The organism is Peristeroidobacter agariperforans (genome assembly GCF_004138335.1).
Classification (GTDB): domain Bacteria; phylum Pseudomonadota; class Gammaproteobacteria; order Steroidobacterales; family Steroidobacteraceae; genus Steroidobacter; species Steroidobacter agariperforans.
Genome location: NZ_RYFW01000001.1, coordinates 509,419 through 534,492 on the forward strand (window position 1 = coordinate 509,419; position 25,074 = coordinate 534,492).

Annotated in this window: 20 protein-coding genes; 6 read left to right on the top strand and 14 right to left on the bottom strand. The window is 62.1% G+C overall.

Annotation, left to right across the window (positions count from 1 at the left end):
* The 7 genes from EK373_RS02210 to EK373_RS02240 form a co-directional block, all read right to left on the bottom strand.
* Positions 1-1,278, bottom strand: a complete 1,278-nt coding sequence (locus tag EK373_RS02210; RefSeq protein WP_129641113.1) for a Xaa-Pro dipeptidase — start codon at positions 1,276-1,278, stop codon at positions 1-3.
* Entirely contained in the window at positions 1,275-1,748 is a 474-nt protein-coding gene (locus EK373_RS02215; protein WP_129641114.1) for a cupin domain-containing protein, read from the bottom strand. Before EK373_RS02215 ends, EK373_RS02210 begins: the two co-directional genes overlap by 4 nt.
* Positions 1,745-2,914 carry an MFS transporter gene (locus tag EK373_RS02220; protein WP_232831000.1) on the bottom strand — a complete coding sequence of 390 codons (1,170 nt, stop codon included), beginning with the start codon at positions 2,912-2,914 and terminating at the stop codon, positions 1,745-1,747. The genes EK373_RS02215 and EK373_RS02220 overlap by 4 nt, the downstream gene beginning before the upstream one ends.
* Positions 2,915-2,920: 6 nt before the next feature.
* On the bottom strand, positions 2,921-3,373 hold the full coding sequence (locus tag EK373_RS02225) for an META domain-containing protein (protein ID WP_129641115.1): 453 nt from the start codon (positions 3,371-3,373) through the stop codon (positions 2,921-2,923).
* Positions 3,374-3,449: 76 nt separating this feature from the next.
* On the bottom strand, positions 3,450-4,199 hold the full coding sequence (locus tag EK373_RS02230; protein WP_129641116.1) for an SDR family oxidoreductase: 750 nt from the start codon (positions 4,197-4,199) through the stop codon (positions 3,450-3,452).
* Positions 4,200-4,209: 10 nt separating this feature from the next.
* A complete protein-coding gene (gene denD / locus EK373_RS02235) occupies positions 4,210-5,190 on the bottom strand; it encodes a D-erythronate dehydrogenase (RefSeq protein WP_129641117.1) in 981 nt (326 codons plus the stop codon).
* Positions 5,191-5,410: 220 nt separating this feature from the next.
* A complete protein-coding gene (locus tag EK373_RS02240) occupies positions 5,411-6,457 on the bottom strand; it encodes a YncE family protein (protein ID WP_129641118.1) in 1,047 nt (348 codons plus the stop codon).
* A 202-nt stretch (positions 6,458-6,659) separates the two neighbouring features.
* On the opposite strand from EK373_RS02240, the gene EK373_RS02245 reads away from it, so the two are divergent.
* The gene (locus EK373_RS02245) at positions 6,660-7,004 is read left to right on the top strand and encodes a hypothetical protein (protein WP_129641119.1); all 345 of its coding nucleotides are present in this window, start codon (positions 6,660-6,662) and stop codon (positions 7,002-7,004) included.
* A gap of 3 nt (positions 7,005-7,007) precedes the next feature.
* Here EK373_RS02245 and EK373_RS02250 read toward each other — a convergent pair whose 3' ends face one another.
* The 3 genes from EK373_RS02250 to EK373_RS02260 are packed head-to-tail and all read right to left on the bottom strand — an operon-like array spanning position 7,008 to position 10,790.
* Positions 7,008-8,351: a GH1 family beta-glucosidase gene (locus EK373_RS02250; RefSeq protein ID WP_129641120.1), complete on the bottom strand. Its 1,344-nt coding sequence runs from the start codon at positions 8,349-8,351 to the stop codon at positions 7,008-7,010.
* Positions 8,352-8,359: 8 nt separating this feature from the next.
* A complete protein-coding gene (locus EK373_RS02255; protein ID WP_129641121.1) occupies positions 8,360-9,418 on the bottom strand; it encodes a LacI family DNA-binding transcriptional regulator in 1,059 nt (352 codons plus the stop codon).
* A gap of 16 nt (positions 9,419-9,434) precedes the next feature.
* Positions 9,435-10,790 carry a sugar porter family MFS transporter gene (locus EK373_RS02260; protein ID WP_129641122.1) on the bottom strand — a complete coding sequence of 452 codons (1,356 nt, stop codon included), beginning with the start codon at positions 10,788-10,790 and terminating at the stop codon, positions 9,435-9,437.
* Positions 10,791-11,046: 256 nt separating this feature from the next.
* Here EK373_RS02260 and EK373_RS02265 point away from each other — a divergent pair, with 256 nt between their 5' ends.
* The 5 genes from EK373_RS02265 to EK373_RS02285 all read left to right on the top strand — a co-directional run bounded on the left by EK373_RS02265 (position 11,047) and on the right by EK373_RS02285 (position 18,873).
* The gene (locus EK373_RS02265; RefSeq protein ID WP_129641123.1) at positions 11,047-14,025 is read left to right on the top strand and encodes a TonB-dependent receptor; all 2,979 of its coding nucleotides are present in this window, start codon (positions 11,047-11,049) and stop codon (positions 14,023-14,025) included.
* Between the two features lie 83 nt (positions 14,026-14,108).
* A complete protein-coding gene (locus EK373_RS02270; protein WP_129641124.1) occupies positions 14,109-15,659 on the top strand; it encodes a tryptophan halogenase family protein in 1,551 nt (516 codons plus the stop codon).
* Between the two features lie 6 nt (positions 15,660-15,665).
* Entirely contained in the window at positions 15,666-16,376 is a 711-nt protein-coding gene (locus EK373_RS02275) for a SapC family protein (RefSeq protein WP_129641125.1), read from the top strand.
* Positions 16,360-17,373 (top strand): cupin-like domain-containing protein, encoded by a 1,014-nt coding sequence (locus EK373_RS02280; protein WP_129641126.1) that lies wholly within the window; start codon positions 16,360-16,362, stop codon positions 17,371-17,373. The genes EK373_RS02275 and EK373_RS02280 overlap by 17 nt, the downstream gene beginning before the upstream one ends.
* Positions 17,374-17,382: 9 nt before the next feature.
* Positions 17,383-18,873 (top strand): tryptophan halogenase family protein, encoded by a 1,491-nt coding sequence (locus EK373_RS02285; RefSeq protein ID WP_129641127.1) that lies wholly within the window; start codon positions 17,383-17,385, stop codon positions 18,871-18,873.
* Here the strand turns inward: EK373_RS02285 and EK373_RS02290 are convergent.
* From EK373_RS02290 to EK373_RS02305, 4 genes are all read right to left on the bottom strand, one after another.
* Positions 18,870-20,078: a CaiB/BaiF CoA transferase family protein gene (locus EK373_RS02290; RefSeq protein ID WP_129641128.1), complete on the bottom strand. Its 1,209-nt coding sequence runs from the start codon at positions 20,076-20,078 to the stop codon at positions 18,870-18,872. The two genes, EK373_RS02285 and EK373_RS02290, sit on opposite strands and share 4 nt — an antisense overlap.
* 101 nt (positions 20,079-20,179) lie before the next feature.
* Positions 20,180-22,021 (bottom strand): glycoside hydrolase family 127 protein, encoded by a 1,842-nt coding sequence (locus tag EK373_RS02295; RefSeq protein ID WP_198683018.1) that lies wholly within the window; start codon positions 22,019-22,021, stop codon positions 20,180-20,182.
* A gap of 6 nt (positions 22,022-22,027) precedes the next feature.
* The gene (locus EK373_RS02300; RefSeq protein WP_129641129.1) at positions 22,028-24,181 is read right to left on the bottom strand and encodes a formylglycine-generating enzyme family protein; all 2,154 of its coding nucleotides are present in this window, start codon (positions 24,179-24,181) and stop codon (positions 22,028-22,030) included.
* Complete coding sequence (locus EK373_RS02305) at positions 24,178-25,071, bottom strand: ribokinase (protein ID WP_129641130.1); 894 nt, start codon at positions 25,069-25,071, stop codon at positions 24,178-24,180. Before EK373_RS02305 ends, EK373_RS02300 begins: the two co-directional genes overlap by 4 nt.
* Positions 25,072-25,074 lie beyond the last annotated feature (3 nt).

Genomic DNA, 25,074 nt, shown 5'->3' on the forward strand with positions numbered 1-25,074 from the left:
TCAGTCCAAGCGGATCTGACGGCCGGCTTTGATGACGCCGCGGACCTGGCGAAGTTTGTCGATGTCCTGCAATGGATCGCCGTCGACCGCAATCAAGTCGGCGACCTTGCCCACGGCGATCGATCCGAGGTCTTTTTCCTGGGCCAGCAACTGCGCGGAATTCAACGTCGCGGCCCGAATGGCATCCATCGACGTGAGCCCATAGCGCACCATGTAAGGAAACTGGCGCGCATTGTCGCCGTGCGGATAGACCCCGCTGTCGGTTCCGAACGCGATGCGAACGCCCGCCTTGACCGCTTTGGCGAATCCGTCGCGCTGGGTCTGCGTCGTCTCATCGTTTTTGCGCAGAATCTCTTCACTCCAATGATCGCGCCGGCCGATCTCGGCGATGTAGTCGCCGTTGTAGATGTCGGCGACCAGCCAGGTGCCGTGCTTCTTCATGAGCGCAATGCCTTCGTCGTCGAGATACGAAGCATGCTCGATGGAGCGCACGCCGGCGCGCACGGCTCGTTTGATGCCCTCGGCGCCGTGCGCATGAGCGGCAACGAAGACTCCGTACTGAGCGGCTTCATCGACCGCTGCACGTATCTCCGCTTCGGAATATTCAGCGGCGCCAGGCGTCGTACCGGACGTGAGCACGGCGCCGGTCGCGATGATCTTTATGAACGTCGCGCCCCCGCTGATCAGCTCACGCACGCGCTGCCGGATTTCGGCCTCCGAGTTCGCGACTCCCCGACGCATCTCCGCTGGCACGACTACATCGGGCGCAAAGCCGGTTACCTCGCCTCCGCCGCCACTGACAGTGATATAGGCGCCCACAACAAACATCCGCGGCCCTTCGACGATGCCGCGATCAATGGCGTTGCGCAGAGCTACATCGGTAAAGGCGCGATAACAGCCCACATCGCGCACCGTCGTGAATCCGGCTCGAATCGTTCGACGCGCATTGTCGACGCCTTGTAGGGCTGCGTCGGCCGCTGACGTATACAGTGGCGCGGCGACCTCAGATGAGGTGACGAAGTCCGCCAGATGGGTGTGCATGTCCATCAGGCCGGGCAGCACGGTGTAGCTGGACCAGTCCAGCCAATGGCCACCCGCATTTGCATCCGCCTTGTAATCGCCGACCCCGACGATTCGCTCACCGTCCACGCGGATCATCTGATCCCTGAGCACGCGACCGCGCTCCACATCGATCACTTTGCCGGCGCGAATCCACAGCTGCTCGGCGTGGCTGTTCCAACTCAAGATGAGGCTGAGAAGAACAATCCAGCGGGTCATAGCAACGCCGCGTATTTCGACAACTCGCCGACAAAATGCGGCCGGTGATCGGGCAGGTCGGCCGTGAACCTGAACCCTGAAAATTCGAAGCCCGGACTGACCGTACAGCCAACCAATGAATAGTCGCCGAGGCTGCGCGCGGCTTGCCACACACCGGAAGGAATGACACCCACTGGCCGCGCTTCGGCGGTACCGGCATGAAGTAAGTGGCGGTTCAGCTGATGGGATTTGGGATCGTAAGCCAGCAACTCGAGCGGGGCGCCGCTGTAGAAGTGCCAGATCTCATCGGCATCGACGACGTGCCAACGGCTGAGCTGCCCACGTTCGAGCAGGTAATAGATCGCGGTGGTCGCGCTGCGCGACTCGGCGCCACGCTGAACCTGATCCGTAGAACGATAGATTTCTCGATACCACCCGCCCTCGGGATGAGGAGCGAGCTGCAGCGCCTGAATCACATCGGTGGCTGTCATGATCGCAACATACTGCGCGATGCCATCAGCAGCAACATCGAGAACGCCGCGAGCACGGCCGCGGTAATGAAAGTCGCCGCCGGGCCGCTGGCCTCCCACATGATTCCGGCGATGATGCTGGCGAAGAGCAACAGCAGGCCACGCATCAGATTGAATACACCGAACGCCGTGCCACGTAGATCCGCAGGCGCGGCGTCGGCGATCATTGCGGTGAACACGCCTTCCGTCAGTCCCATGTGCAGTCCCCAGAGCGCGACGCCGATCAACACGACCGTGGCATCGCTGGCGCCGGCGAGCATCAAGTTGGCCAGCACCAGCACCGCCGCTCCCAACAGCAGAATGTGATGGCGTGGCATTCGATCCGCCAACACTCCGGCGGGATAGGCCGAGCACATGTAAGCCACATTCATGACCACCAGAACCACCGGCGTCCAGGCGATAGTCAGGCCAATGTCGGCGCCGCGCAGGATCAGAAACGCTTCGGAAAAACGAGCGAGCGTGAAGAAGGTCGCGACGATGGCAATCGCCCAGAACGGTTTGGGCAAATCGCGAGGACGCAGATCCACGACGCGCTTTTGCATCGGCCGCAGGTGCGACGGCTCCTTGACCGCAAACCACAGAATCGCGACCGAGATGAGCGCCGGAATGACGGCGATCCAGAACACCGCGCGGACGTTGTTCGCTAATAACATCAGCAGCGCGATTGCGAGCAGCGGCCCGATGAACGCACCCACCGTGTCGAGCGACTGCCGCAATCCATAAGCGGCGCCCCGCTGCTCCGGCGTCGTGTAGTCGGCGACTAGGGCATCGCGCGGCGCGCCGCGAATTCCCTTTCCGACGCGATCTACACACCGTGCGGCGAACACCGTGAACGCACTGCCGGCGAGCGGAAATAGCGGTTTGGTGACCGCCGCGAGGCCGTAACCGAGCAGCGCCAGCGATTTACGTTTGCCCCAGCGATCCGACAGCGCGCCCGAGAACACTTTAACGATATTAGCGGTGGCTTCGGCCACGCCTTCGATCACACCGAGCCAGATCGCGCCGGCCCCGAGCGTGCCGACCACGAAGACCGGCAGCAGTGCATGGATCATTTCCGAAGAAACATCCATGAACAGGCTGACCAGACCGAGCGCCCAGACGCCGGCAGGAAGGGGCGTGCGCTGCACGGTGCTCTAAAGATTCCTGGCTTCGAAACGCGCGACGGGCGTTTGCTGGCCGTTCAGCAGTTCCAGTTGCGAGCCTGCGATCCGCCAGCCAGCAGTGGCTTTCAGTGCATCCAGCAGCGCGGTCTCGGTCGGCATGTCCGGGCAAAACATGTACGTCGAAGTCACATCGCCGAAGCTGAGCTGCGACCCGGTCTGTTTGTATTTCGTCGAGATGCGATTGCAGCCGGCGTGCCCGACGACGCTGCCATCGGCGGAATTGAGCGCGATGTACGCTTCGCGACCGCCTTCGCTGATCGTCACCGGCTTGTCGCCGAGCTGCACCAACGCCCAGCGCGTGCCTGCCAACTCGTGCGTCACTTCGTCAGTGCTCTGCGACGCGGGAGGTTGCGGTTCATTGCTATTGCATGCGGCCATCGTCAGCAGCAAGGCGACGACTGCGGCGTACCTGGCTCGGCCCATTGTCTGCGGCGCCTCGCTGGAGGAAATTCACGGCGAATGAAAATACATCCTTGCTCGACTGGCGTCGAGCGCCGACTCAGCCGCGCCCGATGTATGGCATCGCCGTCGCCATCACGGTCATGAATTGCACGTTGGTCTCGAGCGGCAGGCCGGCCATGTAGGCAATGGCTTCACCCACGTGATCGACCGACATGGTGGGTTCCGCCAGCAGCGAGCCGTTCGCTTGTACGACGCCGGTGGAGATCTTGTTCACCATCGAGGTCGCGGCGTTGCCGATGTCGATCTGCCCGCAGGCGATGTTGTATTTGCGGCCGTCCAGAGACAGCGACTTGGTCAAGCCCGTGATGGCGTGCTTGGTCGCCGTGTACGGCGCCGAGTTCGGCCTTGGCACGTGCGCCGAGATGGAGCCGTTGTTGATGATCCGACCCCCTTGGGGCGTTTGATCTTTCATCACGCGGTACGCCGCTTGCGCCACCAGAAATGCGCCCGTGAGATTCACTGCAACGACGGCATTCCACTCTTCGGCCGTGAGTTGTTCGAAAGGCACGGGCGGTGCGCTGGTGCCCGCATTGTTGAAGAGCACATCGACGCGGCCGAAGGCCGACTTCGTCTTCTCGAAGAGCTGCGCAACTGAATCGGGGTTGGTCACATCCGTCGACACCGCGAGCGTCTCCGCGCCTCCGGCCAGCGATGCAGTCTCATTCAAGGTTTGCAGATTGCGGCCTGCGAGTACGACTGCAAAGTTCCGCTTCGCCAACGCCAACGCGGCGTTTCGCCCTATGCCCGTGCCGGCGCCGGTGACGACCGCAATCTTCTTCTGGTCCATGCGCGTGAGCTCACTTCAGATAGTCACTGATGTATTCGCGGATGATGCTATCGATGCTCTCATCCTGCGGAAACCCGAGCGTTGCCGCTCGGGTCGCGTGCATCTGCTCGGGCCAGCCCGATATTACCTTCATCACGAAAGGATCCGGCTGCTCGCTGATCGCGCCGAGCTTTCGATCGCGAGCGACTCGCCGCAAGCTCTCGATCATCTCGCCGACCGTGACCGTCCTCGTTCTTAGATTGAGCGCGCGATCGGCGCCCAGCTTGCTGCCCTCGACTGCGTGCAACGCCAGCAATCCCTCGATAACGGTGCGATAGCCGGTTGCAGCCACCTTGGTCGTGAAAGGCACCGGGCACACATAGTCTTCACCATTGAGCGGCTCGCGCAGCACTCCGCTCGCGAAGCCCGACGCCGCTCGGTTCGGCGCACCCGGCCGTACGATCACAAAGCCCAGCCGCGCGCTGCGACCATCGATGAAACCCTTGCGAGTGTAGTCATTGACCAGCAGCTCGCCGATGGCTTTGGTCATTCCATAAGTGGTTTGTGGAATGTGACGAGTCGGATCATCCACCTCGCGCAGGTTGCCATCGCCACCGTAAACAGCCAGTGAGCTGGTGAATACATATCTCGGACAGGAACCGAGTGCCTTTAGTGCGTCGAGCAGATACCGGTGCCCATCCAGATTGACGCGCATCGCCAGCTCGAAGTCCTGCTCGGCGCCGGCGCTCACGACCGAGGCGAGATGAAAGACTGCGATGTCCGGCCGATCGATCAGCTTGGCGACGGTGGCGCGATCGGCGATGTCGCCCTCCAGCAGCTTGATGCGCTCATCGGTGACTGTGAGGTCGGGTGGGACTCGGCTGTCGAACAGCGCCATCTCGCTCACGGCCTCGCGGCCGCCGGAAGGAGCGAATACAGATCCTTGCTCGAGAATGCGAGCAGCAAGGCGTTGACCCAGAAATCCCGTGCCGCCTGTGATGACCACTTTCATGGATGCACTGCCTCGCCTGATCACTACGACGTCGCTGTCGCATGAAGGGTGAGTGTAATGATGGTGGAAGGAGAATTCTTGCTAAAACCTTCCGCGACAGGCACCACTAAGAGAAGAGACGTCGGTTTTTGCACGCCGCCGACACGTTGGTGCGAGATTTACAGGTCCCGACGTTGATTGCCTTTCTCGCGGACGGCGAGAGAGGGCTCATGACAAGCCGTCAGATCGGCTTGTACGTCAGCACCACGAAGCTGTTCGGGTGATAAACCTGCTTCTCCTGGCCGCTCGCATCCTTCGTCGTGGTCGAATCGGCCGTGACGAAGTACAGGTTCGCGTTGCGCTCATCCATGTACATCATGCGGGCTTCCACTCGCGTAGTGACAGTGCCGAGCACGGCGAACTGATCCGGCCCCTTCTGCTGAATCACGGTCACGAAGCCATCGTTACTGGAGGTGACGATGCGCTTGCGCTTCTCATCGATACCGATGCCGTCGATGCTCGGGCCGATCGCGACCGTCGCGCTCACTTTGCCGGTTGCCGGGTCCACGGAGAACATTTGCGGGTTGTCACCCACGCAAGCGGCGATGATGCGCTTGGTGCTCGCCTGCCAGCGCGTTTTGGAAACATTGCAGGGCACCTGCCAGCGCGCACTCTCCTTCAGCGTCTTGGAGTCGAGCTTGAGGATCAGGTTGTCCTTGCGCGCCGGTGCGTAGATGTTGCCGGCGCCGTCGATCGCCGGATCGTCCATCTTCTTGAACGGGAAAGTCGTCGTCTTCAGCAGCTTGCCGGTCGCAGCGTCCAGCGTGTACCAGGTGGACTGCGCGGGGCGCGTACCGGTGATGAAGTGCACCTGCTTGGTCGCCGGATCGTGCACGCCACTATTCAGCCCGCCGTCCTTATCGAGCCCCAGGCGTTGGATGGGCTTCAGCGTCTGCAGGTCGAAGCTCAGCAGCGAGCCGTCGGTGTTCGCCACGTAACCCCGGTTGTACTGAGGCAGCAGCAGCGGACCATTGGCGCCCTTGGAGTTCTCGACGGTCGCGATCGCTTTGTTCTGGTCCACGTCGAACACGGTCAGGCCATCGACATCGCGCGCCAGGAACAACCGGCCGGTGCCCGGCTGCATCTTGATGTAATCCCAGCCGCTATCGGTGCTGGGCAGGCTGACCGCCGACTCCAGCTTGTAGAGCAAGCCGGCTTCGTCGGCGTGGGCCGCAGCCGTTGCGCCAACGGCAACAGCCCCGGCGAGCACCACTGAACCTAAACGCATCGCATACTCCGCGTGACGGAAAAGCGCGGCAGTATGCGTAGGCCAGGCTGATAATTAACTGACGGCGCCGCTGAGATTCCCTCCCACGGCCAAGTCAACGCCGACCGCCCGCGAAAAATATGAATAAGGCGAACCCCTAAAATGCGCAGGCTGCGCACTGGTCGCCTCTTTGCCGAAACCTCTTGTTCTTATACTCCCGACCATGACAGCCCTCGAGCCCGTGGTCGAGTCTCGTTTTACCCTGCTGGCGAAGGCGATGCGCACGCTGGTTGATCTACTCCACACAGAGCACGGATACGCACGGATCTTCCACGACCAGGACGGTTACAGCTACGAGCTGCACAGCTACCGGCATACGCCGGTGGTCGACCTCTTCACGCGCATGTTGGGCTATGAGTCCGCAGATCACGCCACCGTAGCGGCTCGCGAAACCCTTTCGGCCATTCACGCCAGCCCCCGTGGCCGAAGCAACAAGGGCCGCGCCCGCGGCCGCCGCGGTCCTCAGCCGGAATCCGCTCAACTGGTCCTGCCTGTCGGCGTCTGCTGATCGTCAGACACTCGCCGTCTTGAGCAACGACCGGTACCACAACGCGCTGCGCTTCAAAGTCCGGCGCAGAGTCGCGTAGTCCACGTGCACAATGCCGAACCGCTTGCGGTAACCCTCGGCCCACTCGAAGTTATCCATCAGGCTCCAGACGAAGTAACCGCGCACGTCGACACCCCGGTCGATCGCCTCGGCCACGGCGAGCAGGTGCGACTCGATGTACTGGCGTCGCTGCTCGTCCTCGATCCGCCCGTCCACTAACTGGTCGCGGTACGCCGCGCCGTTCTCGGTGATGTAGATCGGCGGCAGCTGGTAATCGCGCTTCAATCGGAGCAGCAAATCGCAGAGGCTGCGAGGTGCAACCTCCCAGCCCATATCGGTGACGGCTGCGCCGCTGGAAGCCGGCGCGGCAGGATTGGAGCTGCTGGACACCGTCGGGTGGTAATAATTGATGCCGACGAAATCGCACGGTTGCGCGATCAGCGCCGCATCGCCGGCTTGGACGACCGGCGCATCGGCGCCGAGATGCTCGACGATATCGCTCGGATACTGGCCCTTGAACACCGCATCCGTGTACCAGCGAACCAGCCGTCCGTCTTCGAGCCGCGCATGATGCGCATCGAGCTCGGAATCCGTAGCCGGACGAACCGGCGACATGTTCAGCACGATCCCCACTTCGGCCTTGACGCCGCTCGCGCGGATCGCCTGCATCGCCAGTCCGTGACTCAGCAATAGGTGATGACTGGCCTGGTACGCAACGCGACGGTCCTTCACTCCCGGCGCGAACACGCCGCGCTCGTAGCCAAGCACCGCCGAGACCCAAGGCTCGTTGTGAGTCGCGATGGAAACGACGCGATCGCCCAAGCGGCGCGAGATCACCTCCGCGTACTCGGCGAATCGATATGCCGTATCGCGCGCCAGCCAGCCGCCGTTCAGACGTTGCAGCTCGGCTGGCAGGTCCCAGTGATACAGCGTCGCGTAGGGTCGAATGTTTCTTTCCAGCAAGCCATCGACCAGGCGCTCGTAGAATTCGATGCCACGCTCGTTGTATGCGCCCTCGCCTGCTGGCTGAACTCGCGGCCAGCAAATGGAAAAGCGATACGCGGTGACGCCGAGATCGGCGATCAGATCCAGGTCGGATTCGAGCCGGTGATAGTGATCGCACGCCACGTCGCCGGTGCCGCCATCCGCGATTGCGCCAGGCACGCGGCAGAAGTCGTCCCAAATCGACGGGCCCTTGCCGTCGGCGCGCGCCGCACCCTCGATCTGAAAGGCGCTGGTGGCCACGCCCCAGACAAAATCGCTGGCAAAACGCCGACGCAGCTCGGCTACGGGTAATTGATCGGTCATCGCTATCTTCATTCTTTTGCAGGCGCCGCGGTGGACTCACGCACGATGAGCTCGACCTGCGGCAAGGAAATATCCGGCTGTTCACCTTGCAGCATCTGAAGCATGGCCGCGCCGGAGCTTTCGCCCAGCACGCGGATCGATTGACGCACCGAGGTGAGCGGCGGCACTCGATAGGACGAGGAATGCAGGTCGTCGAAGCCGACGACGGAAACATCGCGTGGACAATTCAAGCCGCGGCGATACAAGGCCAGGCACGCGCCGTACGCGGTCTGATCGTTCACACAGAACAGCGCGCTGAATTTGTTTCCGGACCCGAGCAGCCGCATCGTCGCCTCGACACCGCCTTCTTCGTGGAAGTCACCGGGCACGACCAGCTTCGGATCGTGCGGAATGCCGGCGTCGGCGAGCGCGCGGCGATATCCCTTGAAACGCAGCGATGCGTCCGGGTGATCGAGAATGCCGGCGATGAAGGCGATGCGCCGATGCCCGAGCTCGATCAGGTGCCGAGTCGCGAGCCACGCACCCCGCTCGTCATCCACCGGCAGACTGAAAATGTTCTGCGCCTTCAGGCTGCGACCGCTCACCACCAGCGGCACCTGCTTCGCATAGTGGGCCAACTGTCGATCTTCCAGCCGGCCCGAGAAAATGATGATGCCGTCGACGCGCCGGGACAGCAGCTCGGCCATGCACCGTTCTTCGTCCTGCTCATCCCAATTGCCGCTCATGAACAGCGCCGTGTAACCGCGCTGCTGCAGATAATCCTCGATGCCTCGCAAGCCTTCGCCGTAGAACGGGCTGTCGATGGCCTGCGTGATGACACCGATGGTGTTCGACTTTCCCAGCGCCAGTCCGCGCGCGGCGGCGTTCGGCCGGAAATTGAGCTTGGCAATGGCCGCCTCGACCGCGTCCTTGCGCTCGGCGCTCACCTTCGCGGTGCCGTTGATGATGCGGGATACGGTCGCAATCGAAACGCCCGCTTCCTTCGCCACCATCTCCAGCGTGGGCGGGGCATCGGGCAGGGCGGTCGTAGCGCGCTTCTTCGCGTTGTTGGCAGCTCGCTTGCTCATCGTCGTGCAGTGATTGTCAGGCTTTGGCAGTCATCAAGTCGCTTTCGAGCTGCTCGAGCGTGCGACCTTTGGTTTCGGGCACGAGCAGCACCACGAACAGCAACGCCGCGGTAGCGAACAAGGCGAATGCCAGAAAAGTGCCGCCCGAGCCCAGCGTGGACAGCGCCCAGGGAAATATCATCGTGACCGTGGCGCTGACCAGCGCGTTCCAGAATCCTGCCACCGAAATGGCTGCGGCGCGCTGTTCGTTAGGAAATATTTCCGAGAGCAGCACCCACATCACCGGCCCCAGCGAAATCGCGAACGAAGCGACGAAACCGATGATGGCGATCAGCACCAGGCGGGCATTGTAACTTTCCTGGCTGAACGCCCAGCTGATCGCGAACAACGACAGCGCCATGCCGGCAATGCCCACGATCAGCAGCGGCTTGCGTCCCAGCTTGTCGATCAGCCAGATCGCGACGAACGTCATCGCCACATTCACCATGCCGACCATCACAGCCTGGCGGAACGCGTCGTCCACGCCGCCGCCGGCCTGCGTGAAGATCGTCGGCAAGTAATAGAAGATCGCATTGATGCCCGTGATCTGCTGAAAGAACGCCAGGCCGAGCGCGATGATCATGATCATCCGCACGCGCGAGTCGAGCAAACCGCGAAAGCCGCGCGACACTGCTTTCATCGTCAGGCTGCGCTGGATCTGTTGCAGGTTCTCCTGCGCCTGCTGCTCGCCAGCGACTCTGCGCAGTACGGCGAGGGCTGCTTCATCCTGGCCCTTTAACAGCAACCAGCGCGGGCTCTCCGGAACGAACCACAACAAAGTGAAGTACAACAGCGCCGGCACCATCTGCACGCCGAGCATGTAGCGCCAGTTGTGTTCGCCCAGATCGAGCAGGAAATAATTCGAGAAAAACGAAGCCGAGATGCCGATCACGATCATCAACTGATTCAAGGACACCAGGCTGCCGCGCTTCTCGGCCGGGGCAATCTCCGCGATATAAACCGGCGCAATCAGAATCGCGCCGCCGACCGCCAGTCCGCCGACGATGCGAGCGGCGACGAAGCTCGGGAATGAAGTAGCGGAAGCGGCCAGTAGCGAAGACATCACGAATAACAACGCGGTGCCGAGCAAAACCCGCCGCCGGCCGAAACGATCGCTCAATGGACCCGCGATGGCATTGCCCGCCATCGCACCCCAGCCGAGGCTGCTGACGGCAAAGCCGAGTTTCAAATCGCCGCTCGCGCCGCTGAGCGAGAAATAGTCCTTGATGAACGGCACGACGCCGGAGATCACGGTGGCGTCGAAACCGAGCAGGAATCCCCCGATCGCGACCGTCAGCGCCACGAAACCGATGTTCAACTTGCCTTGCAACATGTGACTCGCCGATGTTTTTAATCGTGATTTCAGTCGCGCGGTCATATCGTGACGTGGTCGCGCCACGATGTTAGCGATAACTATGACCGCTTCCCCCAAACTTCGCCAGCCGGCGTGCATCAGCCCGCTTGCCGGATCGCTCGGGAGCATGCTACCGTAATTTGTAAGCGCTTACATCCGGTGTTTACGGGTCTCTCCGCCGGACGCCCAGCGCAACAATAAATTGGCAGCGAATGGACATCGGGGGTAAACAGTCGTGAGCGATCGCGCATTTCAACGCAATAAAGTAGCGCGTGCTATCTCGTTAATTCTCGGAACGGCGGTCGCACTACCCGCCGTTTCACAGCAAACCACCGAGCTCGAAGAGGTGGTGGTCACCGGCATCCGCGGCAGTCTCACCTCATCGATGGAGCTGAAGCGCGACTCGCAGGGCGTGATGGACGGCATCGTTGCCGAAGACATCGGCAAGTTCCCGGACACCAACCTGGCCGAGTCCATGCAGCGAGTCAGCGGCGTATCCATCGATCGCTCGCTCGGTGAAGGCTCGAAAGTCACGGTTCGCGGCGTTGGACCGGACTACAACCTGGTGTTGTTGAACGGCCGCCAGATGCCCGCATCGGCACTGTTGGACACGGGCGCATCGGCATCGCGCGCTTTCGATTTCGCCAACCTCGCTTCCGAATCGATCTCGGCGATCGAGGTGTACAAGACCAGTCGCGCGGCTACGCCCACCGGCGGCATCGGCGCGACGGTCAACATCAAGACCGCGCGCCCGCTCGACAATCCGGGCTTGCACACCAGCTTCGGCGCCAAGGGCGTGATGGACACGTCGGTGGACAATCTGCCGAGCGGCCTGAAAGGCGACTCCATCACTCCCGAAGTTTCCGGCATCTACAGCCAGACCTTCGGCGATGACAAGTTCGGCATCGCGCTCAGCGCGAGCTACCAGGAACGCGACTTCGGCTTCAATCAAGCGTCGGTGGGGAACGGTTGGAAATCCTTCGCCGGCGATGAGAACAACTGGGGCACGATTCCCCAGGCCGGCGCGCCGGGCTCGGAGCGCATCACCAATCGCCCCGATGCGACCGACACCTATTCGGTGCCGCAAAACCTGGGTTATAGCGTCAACGGCGTCGAGCGTAAGCGCACCAACGGTCAGCTGACCTTGCAGTACGCGCCGACCGACACCATCACGACGACGCTCGACTACACCTACTCCGAGAACAAGATCGCGCAACAGCGCAACGAGCTCTCGGTGTGGTTCAACTTCGGTCCGTCGACGAGCACCTGGACGGACGGCCCGGTGGCCGCGCCGCTGATCTACTCGGAAGCCATCGATGCCGTCGCGGCTCCCTCGGATCTGTCCATGGGCGGCGCCAAGTTCGCCACCAAGAACGAGAACAATTCGGTCGGCTTCAACGTCGAGTGGCGGGCCACCGATCGCTTCGGCCTGGCATTCGATTTCCACGATTCGAGCGCGGAATCGGGTCCCGACAGCCCGTACGGCTCGAACGCAGTGCTCGGCGTGGCTGGCTTCTTCCGCGGCACGACCACAGCGGACTTCTCGAAGGACTTCCCGGTCATCAGCGTACAGCTGCCGCCCGGCATGACAGCCATCGATCCTGCGCGCACCGAAGTGACCGGCTCCAGCTTCCGCAACAGCTACATGAAGACGGAGATCCAGCAGGCTCAGCTCAGTGGCAACCTGGACTTCACCGATGAGTCGCGGCTCAACTTCGGTGTGGCGCTGACCGATCTGAAGAACCGCTCCGCCTATTCCAACGTGCAAATGGATTCGTGGAGCAGCAACGGCGACGCCAGCGCTTATCCCGACGACGTGTGGCGCGCCGATACCGTGCGTCACTACTTCGACAATATTTCCGGTAGCGGCAATCCGAACCTGTTCAATCAGTTCTTCACCTTCGATTTCGAGACCGTGCGCAACATCGCCGCATCCGTCGACGGCGACGAGAACTATCGCGCCTCGCCGATCTTCCAGGTGGACCGGCGCGTCCAGGAAGAGTCGCAGAGCGCATTCGTGCAGTACAGCCAGGAATGGGAATGGGGCCTGCCCATGCAGGGCGCGGTCGGCCTGCGTTATGAGAAGACGGATGTGACTTCGCGCTCGCTCGTGCCGACGGTCACCGGCATCAACTGGGTCGCGAACAACGAGTTCCCGTTGGTGCTCGGCCCCGGCATCTACGAACAGCTCGAAGGCGATTATGACTACGTGCTGCCGAGCCTCGACTTCGCCGTCGACCTGACCGACAGCGTCAAGCTGCGCGCAAGCTACGGCCAGAGCATCGGCCGGCCGCTGTGGGATCAGATCCAGGGCGGCCGCACCGTCGACCAGATCGTCCGCATCAACGGCGGCACCGGCAACCAGGGCAATCCGGGACTGAAGCCGCTGGAATCGGAGAACATCGACTTCTCGCTCGAATGGTATTACGCCGACGCGAGCTATCTGTCGGTGGGTTACTTCCGCAAGAACATCGACAACTACATCGGCACGACGCTGGAAACGCAGACTCCGTACGATCTGCACCATCCCGGCCAGGGCGCGTATTTCCAGGAAGCCGTCGCCAATGCCTGTCCCACTGCGGAGCTGACCTGTGTCCGCAACTACATTTTCAACAACCACGATGGCGATCCCGGCGTGGACGCGGATCCGATCAACCCGGAGAATCCGAATGTCCGCACCGGCATCATTTCCGGCCTGCCGGGCGATCCGATCGTGACGTTCGGCATCAAGGTGCCGGCGAACCAGAAGTCCGCGTCGCTGGATGGCTGGGAGCTCAACGTACAGCACATGTTCGGCGCCACCGGCTTCGGCGTGTCGGCGAACTACACGCTGGTCGACTCCAATCTCACGTACGACAACCACAACCGCGGCGAACAGTTCGCACTGGAAGGCCTGAGCGATGCGGCCAACGTGGTGGCGTTCTACGAGAACGACAGATTCCAGGTGCGCGCGGCGTACAACTGGCGTGACGAGTTCCTTGCCGCACGCTTCGACGGCGGTGGCCTGCCGAACCCCGTCTACACCGAGGCGTACGGTCAGCTCGACGTGAACGCCAGCTACAACTGGAACGACAACCTGACGTTGATGGCCGAGGCGATCAATCTCACCGACGAGATCTATCGCCAGCACAGCCGCAACTCTCATCAGGTGATCATGGTCCAGCAGACGGGCCCGCGCTTCATGGTCGGCGCGCGCTACAAGTTCGGCGATTGAGCCGGGGCCTGCACCGAAGCTGCAGGCAGGAGAAGCCGCTGTTTCCCCCAGCGGCTTTTTCTTTTCACAGGCATTATTGAGCGATGGCGGAGATCCAACACATCCTGATCGTGGGTGGCGGCTCGGCCGGCTGGTTGACCGCCGGTGTGCTCGCCGCCGAGCATCGCTCGCGCACCGGCCCGACGCTGCGAATCACTCTGCTCGAGTCGCCGAATATCGGGCCCATCGGTGTCGGCGAGGGCACCTGGCCGACGATGCGTGACACGCTCAGAAGCATCGGCGTGACCGAGACCGACTTCATCCGCGAATGCGACGCCTCGTTCAAGCAAGGCTCGAAGTTCCAGCAATGGGTCAGCAATCGACAGGACGATCGTTACTTTCATCCTTTCGTTCTGCCGCACGGCTATACCGAGACCAATCTGGTTGCGGGCTGGTTGGAACGCCATGCCGATACGCCCTTTGCGGACCTGGTGAGCTTTCAGCCGCACCTGTGCGCGCGTGACAAGGCGCCCAAACAAGCGTCGACGCCAGAGTACGCGGCCGTCGCCAACTACGCCTATCACCTCGATGCCGGCAAGTTCGGTCTGTTCCTGCGCAAGCACTGCGTCGAGCAACTGGGCGTGCACCATGTTCTCGACCACGTCGTCGGCATCAACACGCACGACAACGGCGATATCGCGTCGGTGCAGACCAAGGACAACGGCGCGGTCGCCGCCGATCTCTTCGTCGACTGCAGCGGCATGCAGTCGCTGCTGCTCGGTCAGCACTACGGCGTGCCGTTCAAGTCGCAGAAGCACGTGCTGTTCAACGATTCGGCACTGGCCATCCAGGTGCCCTATCAGAACGACGACAGCCCGATCGGGTCGCAGACCGTCTCGACCGCACAAAGCAACGGCTGGATCTGGGATATCGGCCTGCCGACACGACGCGGCATCGGTCACGTGTATTCGAGCGCGCACACCACAGACGAAGCCGCCGAACGCGAGCTGCGGGCATACATCGAGCGCACGGGCGGGCCGCAGGGCGTACCGTCGCCGCGCAAACTCACGTTCAATCCGGGCTACCGCGACAAGTTCTGGCACCGGAACTGCGTGGCGATCGGGCTTTCAGCGGGATTCATCGAGCCGCTGGAAGCTTCGGCACTCGCGCTGGTCGAGCTCTCTGCTGCGATGTTGAGAGACCAGATGCCGACAACGCGCGCTTCGATGGACATCGTCGCTCGCCGCTTCAACGATGCTTTCACCTACCGCTGGGAGCGAGTGATCGACTTCCTGAAGCTGCACTACGTGCTCACCCGACGGACCGACTCGGATTTCTGGCGCGACAATGCTCGCCCCGCTTCCATACCCGAACGCCTGCAGGAACAACTGACGATGTGGCGCCATCAGCCGCCGTCCCGTTACGATTTCCATCGCATCGAAGAAGTATTCCCATCGGCGAGTTATCAGTACGTGCTGTACGGAATGGGCTTTCGCCCGGATCGCTCCGGCGCTGCTCGACGCAGCGATGACGCCGAGCGCGCCGATGGTTACTTCCGTGAAGCAGCCGCACTGACGAGCAAGATGCTGGCCGCACTACCCACGAACCGAGCGCTGATCGATCACATCAGGCGCAACGGTCTGTCGAGAATTTGACGCGCTATGAGCAAACACGTCCTGCTGAACAACGTCGACCACAAAGACCTGCGCGTGATCACGACGCGCAGCGCCGAGTACGGCGACAACGTCATGCTCGCGACCACGTTCCCTGGAGAGTTCCGCAACCTCCAGGCGCACTATCCCATCGTGTTTCGCAAAAACGCGCAGGGGCAGTTCGAACCGGTGGCGTTGCTCGGGTTCAAGGACGGGCAGAATTTGTTTCTTGGCAAGCAGGGCTGGGACGCGACGTACATTCCGATGACCATCGAGCGCCTGCCGTTCCTGATCGGTTTCTCGCAGGACCGCCAGCCGATGATGCACATCGATCTGGATAGCCCGCGCGTCAGCCGCACGCAGGGCGAGCCGATCTTCCGCGAGTTCGGCGGCAATACCGAATTCCTCGAACGTATGAATTCGCTGCTGCTCGCCATCCATCACGGTCTCGCCGCCAACGAGCCTTTCATCGGCGCACTGCTCCAGTACGAGTTGCTCGAGTCGTTCGTGCTCGACATCCAGCTGAACGATGGCTCGCAGAACCGACTGGCCGGCTTCTACACCCTCAAGGAGGAGCGCCTGCTCGACCTGAACGGCGCGGTGCTGGAACGATTGAATCGTGCCGGCCACCTGCACGCCATCTACATGGCGATCGCTTCTATTTCCAACTTCCGCGCGCTGATCGAGCGTGTGAACAAGCTCAATGCTGGCGAGCGCTAGAAGAATCCCGGAGATCGCCGGAGTCGATCCGCGCGCGCTGCCGGACGATGTGCTGTTGTCGACGCAGCCAGTCGTGCTCAAGGGGCTGGTCGCCGATTGGCCGATGGTGCGTGCGGGGCTGGAATCGAATCAGTCCGCGGTCGCCTACATCCGCAAGTTTTATCGTGATGCGACGGTGGGCGCGCTGCTCGGCGCACCGGAGATCGACGGCCGGTTCTTCTATAACGAGGACCTGAGCGGCTTCAACTTCAAAGCGGTCAAGCTGAAGCTGGACGTCATGCTCGATGAAGTCGAGCGTCACAAGGATGCGGTGAAGCCGCCGGCCATCTACGTCGGCTCGACGACGGTCGACACGTGTTTGCCGGGATTCCGTGGCGAGAACGATCTGGGCTTCCGCGAGCGGCAGCCGCTCGTCAGCATCTGGCTGGGCAATCGCACGCGCATCGCCGCTCATCACGATCTGCCCGACAACATCGCGTGCGTGGTCGTCGGTCATCGACGCTTCACCTTGTTCCCGCCCGAGCAGTTGGAGAATCTGTATATCGGGCCGCTGGATTTCACGCCGGCCGGACAGGCCATCAGCATGGTGGATTTCGCGAAGCCGGACCTGCAGCGCTTCCCGAAGTTCGCCGAGGCAGCGCGTCACGCACACGTGGCCGAGCTCAGCCCCGGCGATGCGATTTTCATTCCGAGCATGTGGTGGCATCACATCGAGGCGCTCGACAGCCTCAATGTGCTGGTGAACTACTGGTGGCGCCGCTCGCCGGCGTTCATGGACTCGCCGATCGGCGCGTTGATGTACGCGATCATGACCGTGCGCGATCTGCCGAAAGAGCAGCGTGACGCATGGTTCAACCTGTTTCGTCACTATGTTTTCGAGGCGGACGAGCAGACCGCCGCACATATTCCAGAAGGCGCCCGCCGCGCCTTGTCGCCCATGGACGCCGACATCGCCCGCGACATTCGCGCGCGGCTGCTGCAAAGATTGAATCGTTAGGGGAATTGCATGACCAGCAAACGCATCCAGAAGATCGTCATCGCCGGCGGCGGCACTGCGGGTTGGATGGTCGCCGCCGGTCTGTCGCGAACCCTGGGCAAGGCGCTCGACATCAAGCTGGTCGAGTCCGATGAGATCGGCACGGTCGGCGTCGGCGAAGCGACCATCCCGACATTGGTGACATTTCACCGCCTGCTCGACATCAACGAGCAGGAGTTCATGGCCGCGACCCAGGGAACGTTCAAGCTCGGCATCGGCTTCGAGAACTGGCGCGACGTGAACCAGCACTACATCCATTCGTTCGGCACCACGGGCAAGGATCACTGGACCGCCGGCTTCCAGCACTTCTGGCTCAAGGGCCGCCAGCGCAATCTCGCCGGCGACTATGGCGACTACTGCGTCGAGCTGAAGGCCGCGCTCGAAAACAAGTTCGCGCACTTGCCACGCAGCGGCATGAACTACGCCTTTCACATCGATGCCGGCCTCTACGCCAGGTTCCTGCGGAAGTTCAGCGAGGGCTATGGGGTCAAGCGCATCGAAGGAAAGATCACCAACGTCCTCACGCACGACGACACTGGCTTCATCAAAGCCATTCGCCTGGACTCGGGCGCGGAGATCGAAGGCGATCTGTTCATCGACTGCACCGGCTTCCGCGCACTCCTGATCGGCCAGACGCTGCACGAGCCATATGAGGATTGGTCGCACTGGCTGCCGTGCGACAGCGCAGTCGCCGTCCAAACAGAATCCGTCGGTGACGCCATTCCATTGACGCGCTCCATCGCGCGTGAATCTGGATGGCAGTGGCGCATTCCGCTGCAACACCGCGTTGGCAATGGCATGGTTTATTGCAGCCGTTACATCAGCGACGAGCAGGCGAAACAGTCGTTGCTCGCGAACATCGAAGGCAAGGTGCGCACCGAGCCGCGCGTCATCAAGTTCAAGCCCGGCCAGCGGCGGCAAACCTGGGTGAAAAACTGCGTCGCCGTCGGACTCGCGAGCGGCTTCATCGAGCCGCTGGAGTCGACCAGCATTCATCTGATCGGCCGCAGCATCATCCGCCTGCTACAGATGTTTCCAGGCACGGGCATCAATCCGAGCGACATCGCGGAGTTCAATCGCCAGACGGTGGCGGAGCTGGAGCACATCCGCGACTTCATCGTCCTGCACTACCACGTCACCAATCGCCAGGACACGCCGTTCTGGAACGCCTGCCGGACCATGGAAATACCCGCGTCGTTACAGCATCGCATCGACCTGTTCCGCGAGACTGGTCGGGTATTCCGCTTACAGAACGAGCTGTTCGCCGAGAACTCCTGGATCCAGGTGATGCTCGGCCAGGGCATCGTGCCCAAGCAATATCACCAGGTGGCGGACTTGATGGGCGACGCGGAGCTGTCGAGATTCCTGGATCAAATCAAATCGCAAGTCGACAACACGGTGCTACAGCTGCCGAAGCATCAGGCGTATGTCGAGCAATACTGCAAGGCCACCGCCCCTTAACTTCGAACTCCTATCAGCGCCTCGATCTCCGCCTCCGAACAACCCGCGCTTTCGAGGACGGCGCGAGTATGTTCGCCGAAGCTGGGAGCGGCGAACGGAGCCGGGCCCGGTGTGCGATCGAATTTGATGGATCGAGTGAGGCCGCGATACTTGCCGACCAGCGAGTGATCCAGCGTGGTGACCATTTCCTCCGCCAGCACCTGCTCGTTGTCGAACACATCTTCGATGGCTCTGGCCGCCGCGCACGGCACTTGATCGCCGAAGTGCGCTTCCCATTCCAGCGCCGTGCGCTCGTGCAAAGCTTCGTGCAGCTTCGGCACGATCTCAGCCGCGTGCTGGGCGCGCTTGCGAACCGAGTCATAACGCTCGTTTGCTGCCAGCTCCGGTAGCTTCACTTTCTCGCACAGCGCTCGCCAGAAGTGCGGCGTGTTCGCGGAGATGTACAAATATCCTTCGCGCGTCGGGTGCAAACCCGTGATGCCGCCCGAGCGAAAGTCACGGCCGATGTCACGCGGCTCGCCATCGACCCACACGAGTCGCGCGGACTGCATGGTCAACGCGCTTCGTAGCAACGAGACGCCGACGAACTGTCCCCGTCCGCTCCGTTCCCGCTCATAAAGCGCCGAAGAAACACCGCCCGCCAGCAACGCCGCCGCGTAGTAATCGACGACGGAGCCGTAAATGATCTCCGGCGCGCCGCCGCGCTTGCCCTGTAGCGTGCACATGCCGGTCATGGTCTGCAGCACCTGATCGTAGCCGGCCTTGTCCTTCAGTGGACCCTTCTCGCCATAGCCCGTGACGGCGCAATAGATCAGTCGCGGATTGATCTGTGACAACTGATCGAAATCGATGCCCAGGCGCTTGGGCACGCCCGGGCGGAAGTTGTGCACGAGCACGTCGGCCGCGCGCACGAGACGCAACAGCGCGGCCAAGCCTTCAGCCTTCTTCAAATCGAGCGCGACACCGAGCTTGCTGCGATTGATGCCGATGAATGCACGGCTCTCGTCCTCCAGCGTCGAAGGATACTTGCGCAGGTTATCGCCATCTGGAGGCTCGATCTTGATGACGCGCGCGCCTTGATCGGCCAGCAACGTGCAGCCGTAGGGGCCTGCGATGTACGCGCTCAGATCGAGCACTATGACGCCGCTCAATGGCCCGGCCGGGCCGGCGCGCTCGGATAGCGTCGATTTAGGTGTGGTCGCCATAACTCGAATATCGGTGTTCCTTCCCGTTCAGTCTCGCCGAGCACGGGCCAAACAGGAAGCCACTCGCCCTATCCTCAAACATCACAAATTCTGCGGTCATGTCAGGACCATGACACCTGCATCCAGGTCAGCCGCCACGCGCCATCCTGTCGGCCGCCGGTCGCAAAGTACGGCGTGAATGTCAGCGGCTTGCGTCCCTGCGAGTGCAATCGCAGCTCCGGCCCCGACTGCGCATTCACGACTTCGACCGCCTGCTCCAGCGAGTCCCGCTGCATGAGCAGCGTCTCCGCGCTCTTGAATTCGTCGATCAACGTTGTAGCAAAAACCAGCGGCCCGTGCGTCAACGCCAGATAGTCATAGTGCATGACCTCCTGAGCGATGGGCGCGCCATCGGGCGCTCGCGACTCCTGCACGCTGAAGCTCGCGCGCTGATGGATCTTCGGCTGCAGAGGAACATTCAGAATCAGTTCGTCGCCGCTGCGCCACTCCCGATTCACGGTCAGGAATTCGCCCGCGCCGATGCCGGGAATCGACGCGCCATTGATCGTCGCTTCGACGCGGCCGACCCACGAGGGAATACGAACCCGCAAGCTGAAGCTGGCCGGACGTTCTGGATCGACTCGCAATCGCACGCGACCATCGAACGGATAGTTTGTGACCTGCTCCAGGCGCACGCGTCCGGCTGCTTCATTCGTGAGCGTCGCGTGCCCCGGCCCTAGCAGATTCACGCACAGGTTCTGCCCATGCTTCGCATAAGCGATCGCCGACAGTTCCTCCAACGCCATGGCCCCGCTGGACTTGCAGCAACGCCAATACGTCGTGTGCACACGCTTGCCGTTCGGAGACTGGTAGTAGCACCAGTCTTCGCCGTCAGGCGCAGCCGCACCGAGCAGATCGTTGTATGCGGTCCGCTCGATCTCTTCGGCGTAACGCGCCTCTCCGGTGATCGTCAGCAGCTCGCGATTCAATTGCAGCCACGCGAGGATTGAGCACGTTTCAACGTACGCGTGAGGACTGAAGACACTCGGATGATTGAACACTTCCCGCGAGCGATGCCCGACACCGCCCCAAGGCCCGCCGCCCAGCGTCAGGTGATGCTCGCGAATCGAGTGCCACAGTCGCGTCACGACCGTTGCATATCGCTCGTCGCCCGTCGCTCGATGCAGCTTTGCGAGCCCAACCAGATTCCAGCACAGCTGATAAGCCTTGCCGGTCGCGATCTCTGCCGCATCTGCGCCCGCCAGTGCCTGCGAGATCAACCGCAACTCCGGCCGTGCCTCCGCTTGCTCGACGATGCGCGTCGCCAGCTCCAGATAGAGCTTGTCGCCGGTAGCGAAGTACAACTCCACCGCCGGGTCGAGCAGCACCGTCGCCGACATTCCGAAGTGATTGCCCAGCTCGGTGATGTCGATCTCACCCAGCGTCAGGGCTCGCCAGCAGAGCTCGCCAATGCGACTCGCGGCCCCGACATACTTCGCATCGGGGAAATACTTGTGGACCTCGAGCAGGCCCAGGATGAGATAGCTATGAGTCCAGATATCCCAAGTGCGGAGGCTCGGCGCTCCGTCCCACGTGCGCAACGGTGGCTGCTGTTTGCGAGTGAAGCGACGCTCGAGTGCGTAGGTGCCTAGATAACCTTCCGGCGTCTGAACGCCGACCAGAAAATTCGCCACGCGCAGTACATTCTCGCGAAGATCGCGATCTCCGCTGCGATGAGCGGCTCGCGCCGCTGCATACAGCCATTTGCCCGCGTGCTCGCCATACCAGTCGCCTTCGTAGTTCTGCTCGCGATGCTTCGGATGGAACAAAGCAATCGCGGGACTGTGTTCGTCGACGATGAAGCGGCTCAGCCGGCCCAATGAATTGGCGGTCAATGCTTCGCCGAGGACGCCGCCGAGTGCGACATCCGCCGGATCTGCAAACTGCATGAGCGCGTTGGGCACAGCGAATCAGCCGGCGTCCACGACGCAGCGGAAACCCAGCATGCCCGCGCGATCTTTCGACGGCGCCATCAGCAGATACTTGCCATGCTGATCGAGCTGATACGCCTGAGGGAAGTACCAGTGCGATGTTTGCGGCAGATAAGAGCTGCCACCGCGAAGTGCAGCGGCACGCGTATGCTCGTCGTAGAACTCACTGGTCCATTGCCACACGTTGCCGACCAGGTCCATCACACCAAACGGGCTCGCTGCTTGGGGATGGGCATCCACGTCGGCAGGCACAGGCATCTCACGTTCCTTGCTCTGCGTGGGCATGTTCGACGTATTCCAGTCGTTGCCCCACGGATAGAGACGACCATCGGTGCCCTGCGCGGCGTACTGCCACTCCCATTCATGCGGCAGCCGTTTGCCGGCCCAGGCGGCATAGGCCCGCGCGTCCTCGATCGACACCCATGTGACCGGCTTCTTCTCCCAGCCCTTGCGTGGCGCGCCGTCGACCCAATCGCGCAGGAAGTTGTGCGCATCCTTCGGTCGATAGCCGCTCGCGTCCAGGAATTTCCTGAACTGGGCATTGGTCACCGGATATTTGTCGATGTGGAACGACTTGACGTGCATGCGATGCCGATGGCTGCGACGCGCCGAGTTCTCCCAGGGATACTGGAAATCCAGGCCCTTCCAGGTGTAGCCCTCGATCTCGATGCCGCCGACGACGAAGTCGAAATCCGCGGCCGGAATCGTGACCATGCCTTCGGGGGCCGAGGCCGCGGGCCTGGTCGACTCGATCTCCACCATCTTTTGCGGGATCGCTTGCCAGACGTTCGACAGCGACTGCAGCGGGACTTCGTTGTATTTCTTCATCTGCGCGAGCAGCGCATCGAGGCCTTCGACACTCGCGCCGCTCTCGAGTGCAAGGACCGCACCGTAGCCGCGCGTTTCCAAGGTCAGAGAAATGTGAGCCTGGCCGTCGACGATGCGGGGCGAGAGGCGCGTGCCATTCCACAAGTCGTAGTACGTCCGACCCTCGACGTGCGGCACGACCAGTTGCTCGCCGAACATGTCGTATTCATTGCGATTGACGATGCTCCACAGCGTCTTGGTCGGCGACGGGAACTTGCTTGCGAACACGCCCTGCTGAAGTGTCAGCGCGTACGGCTCCCAATCCATGCTCACAAACAGCTCGGAGAACTTGCGCAACAGCGCCGACAGTCGGCGCAGCGCTTCTCCATCGCGCGCCGTGAACTGATTCCACACACCCCACACGTTCTCCCAGGCGACGTAGCCGATGCCGTTGAAGAACATGTAGTGGAAGTCGTCGGTGCGATCTCGCGCCCAACGGTTCTCGATGTTGATCACGTGGCGCGGCTCGAGCCACTTGAGCTTGCTGACCGCGGGAATGATCTCGGTGGAGGCCCTGCCCCAGCTCTGGTTGTTCCACATCAGCTGCTCGTCAGCATATGGCACCGACTCGGGCTGGAACGCGAGCGGATGGCCGATGGCTTCAGAGGCCACACGGAACGAGCGCGGCACGCCGTTGTATGTGTCGCCATTCACGCCATCGGCGCCAACCAGCTTCGCGAGCTTGGCAACTGCTTCCCAGTCCGGCACGCCTTCACCTTTGGTGCCGTTGTCCCATGCCATGGTGGGCAGAAATACTTTCACGCCGCGACGATGGAAGTCCGCAATCGCCTGCTTCAAGCCTTCCAGTCCGCCGGGCAGATCGCTCGCCAGCGCGGTTTGATTGCGATCGTCGATGCCGATGTTGGTGTAGACGTACCAGATGAGCACGCTGTCGATGCCGCCGAAGCGGCGCTCGAGATCGTCGAGATACTTGTCGACGGTGTAACGCCCCGCAACCGGGTCGTAGAAATAACGATCTTCGACCATCATCTGCGTGTGCACGATGTTCTTCTGCGTCCACGCGAACTCGGGTCGGCGATATTCGGAATCGTCGTAGCCCATACGAATCAGATGCTCGTGCCGCCACACCTTCATCTCGGCGAGCCACACCGGCACGGCGCCCGTCACATCGATGCGCCATTGGCCGATGTTGATCATGGGCCAGCCCGGAGCTTTGCCCGGCGTCGGCAAGTGAGCGCCAACAGTGTGCGGAAGAGCGTACTCGCCGACTTGAGTCACGGGAGCGCGTTGCGGCTTCGATTTCATGAGTTCGGGCAGGGATGTTGAGACAGAAATTCCAGCAGTTCGGCGTGCGTCGGGATGCTCGATTGCGCGCCATGTTTGGTGCAGGCGAGAGCGCCGGCGGCGTTGGCCCAGCGCAGCGCCTGCGCCATGCCGAGGCCTCGATCCAGCGCTGCGACCAGCACGCCACAGAAAGTATCACCCGCGGCCGTGGTGTCCACCGGCATCACGGCAAAGGCGTCTTGCATGATCAGCTCGCCCTCGACACGCGCGCAGCAGCCTCGGTCGCCGAGAGTCACGACGATGCACGGCACGTCAATTCGCTGCATGCATTGTTCGATGCTGCCTTGATGGGCCGCGACCGTTGCGAGCTCGCCTTTGTTGACTACCAGCACGTCGAGTAGTTCGAGCAACTCATCGGGCAGCGCGCGTGCGGGCGCCGCGTTCAGCACGACTCGCACGCCAAGCGTACGCGCCTGTCGAGCGTAGGCGATGACCGTTTCGACGGGAGTTTCCAGCTGCAGCAGCAGATAATTGCAGCCATCCAGCGCCGGCAGGTGCTGGGCACGCAACTCGTTGTTGGCGCCGGGCGCGACAGTGATTGCATTCTCGGCGTCATCCGAAACACAAATAAACGCTGTGCCCGTTGGCTGATCCTCGACGCGCACCACGTGCATCTGCACGCCCGCCGCGAGCAACGAAGCCTCTATCGGTTTGGAGAACGGATCGTTGCCCAACGCAAGCAGCATCTGCGTCGCTGCCCGTCCGGCACGGGCACAGGCAATGGCTTGATTTGCACCCTTGCCGCCCGGATACGTTTTGAACTCGCGCCCGAGCACGGTCTCGCCCGGCGCCGGGATGTGCGATGCCTGCACCACGAAGTCGAGATTGGCCGAGCCGGCGACGAGGATCATGAC

Coding starts and splice junctions, on each gene's coding strand:
- EK373_RS02210 (WP_129641113.1), bottom strand. CDS start 1,278: ATGACCCGCTGGATTGTTCTTCTCAGCCTCATCTTGAGTTGGAACAGC.
- EK373_RS02215 (WP_129641114.1), bottom strand. CDS start 1,748: ATGACAGCCACCGATGTGATTCAGGCGCTGCAGCTCGCTCCTCATCCC.
- EK373_RS02225 (WP_129641115.1), bottom strand. CDS start 3,373: ATGGGCCGAGCCAGGTACGCCGCAGTCGTCGCCTTGCTGCTGACGATG.
- EK373_RS02230 (WP_129641116.1), bottom strand. CDS start 4,199: ATGGACCAGAAGAAGATTGCGGTCGTCACCGGCGCCGGCACGGGCATA.
- denD (WP_129641117.1), bottom strand. CDS start 5,190: ATGAAAGTGGTCATCACAGGCGGCACGGGATTTCTGGGTCAACGCCTT.
- EK373_RS02240 (WP_129641118.1), bottom strand. CDS start 6,457: ATGCGTTTAGGTTCAGTGGTGCTCGCCGGGGCTGTTGCCGTTGGCGCA.
- EK373_RS02245 (WP_129641119.1), top strand. CDS start 6,660: ATGACAGCCCTCGAGCCCGTGGTCGAGTCTCGTTTTACCCTGCTGGCG.
- EK373_RS02250 (WP_129641120.1), bottom strand. CDS start 8,351: ATGACCGATCAATTACCCGTAGCCGAGCTGCGTCGGCGTTTTGCCAGC.
- EK373_RS02255 (WP_129641121.1), bottom strand. CDS start 9,418: ATGAGCAAGCGAGCTGCCAACAACGCGAAGAAGCGCGCTACGACCGCC.
- EK373_RS02260 (WP_129641122.1), bottom strand. CDS start 10,790: ATGTTGCAAGGCAAGTTGAACATCGGTTTCGTGGCGCTGACGGTCGCG.
- EK373_RS02270 (WP_129641124.1), top strand. CDS start 14,109: ATGGCGGAGATCCAACACATCCTGATCGTGGGTGGCGGCTCGGCCGGC.
- EK373_RS02275 (WP_129641125.1), top strand. CDS start 15,666: ATGAGCAAACACGTCCTGCTGAACAACGTCGACCACAAAGACCTGCGC.
- EK373_RS02280 (WP_129641126.1), top strand. CDS start 16,360: ATGCTGGCGAGCGCTAGAAGAATCCCGGAGATCGCCGGAGTCGATCCG.
- EK373_RS02285 (WP_129641127.1), top strand. CDS start 17,383: ATGACCAGCAAACGCATCCAGAAGATCGTCATCGCCGGCGGCGGCACT.
- EK373_RS02290 (WP_129641128.1), bottom strand. CDS start 20,078: ATGGCGACCACACCTAAATCGACGCTATCCGAGCGCGCCGGCCCGGCC.
- EK373_RS02300 (WP_129641129.1), bottom strand. CDS start 24,181: ATGAAATCGAAGCCGCAACGCGCTCCCGTGACTCAAGTCGGCGAGTAC.
- EK373_RS02305 (WP_129641130.1), bottom strand. CDS start 25,071: ATGATCCTCGTCGCCGGCTCGGCCAATCTCGACTTCGTGGTGCAGGCA.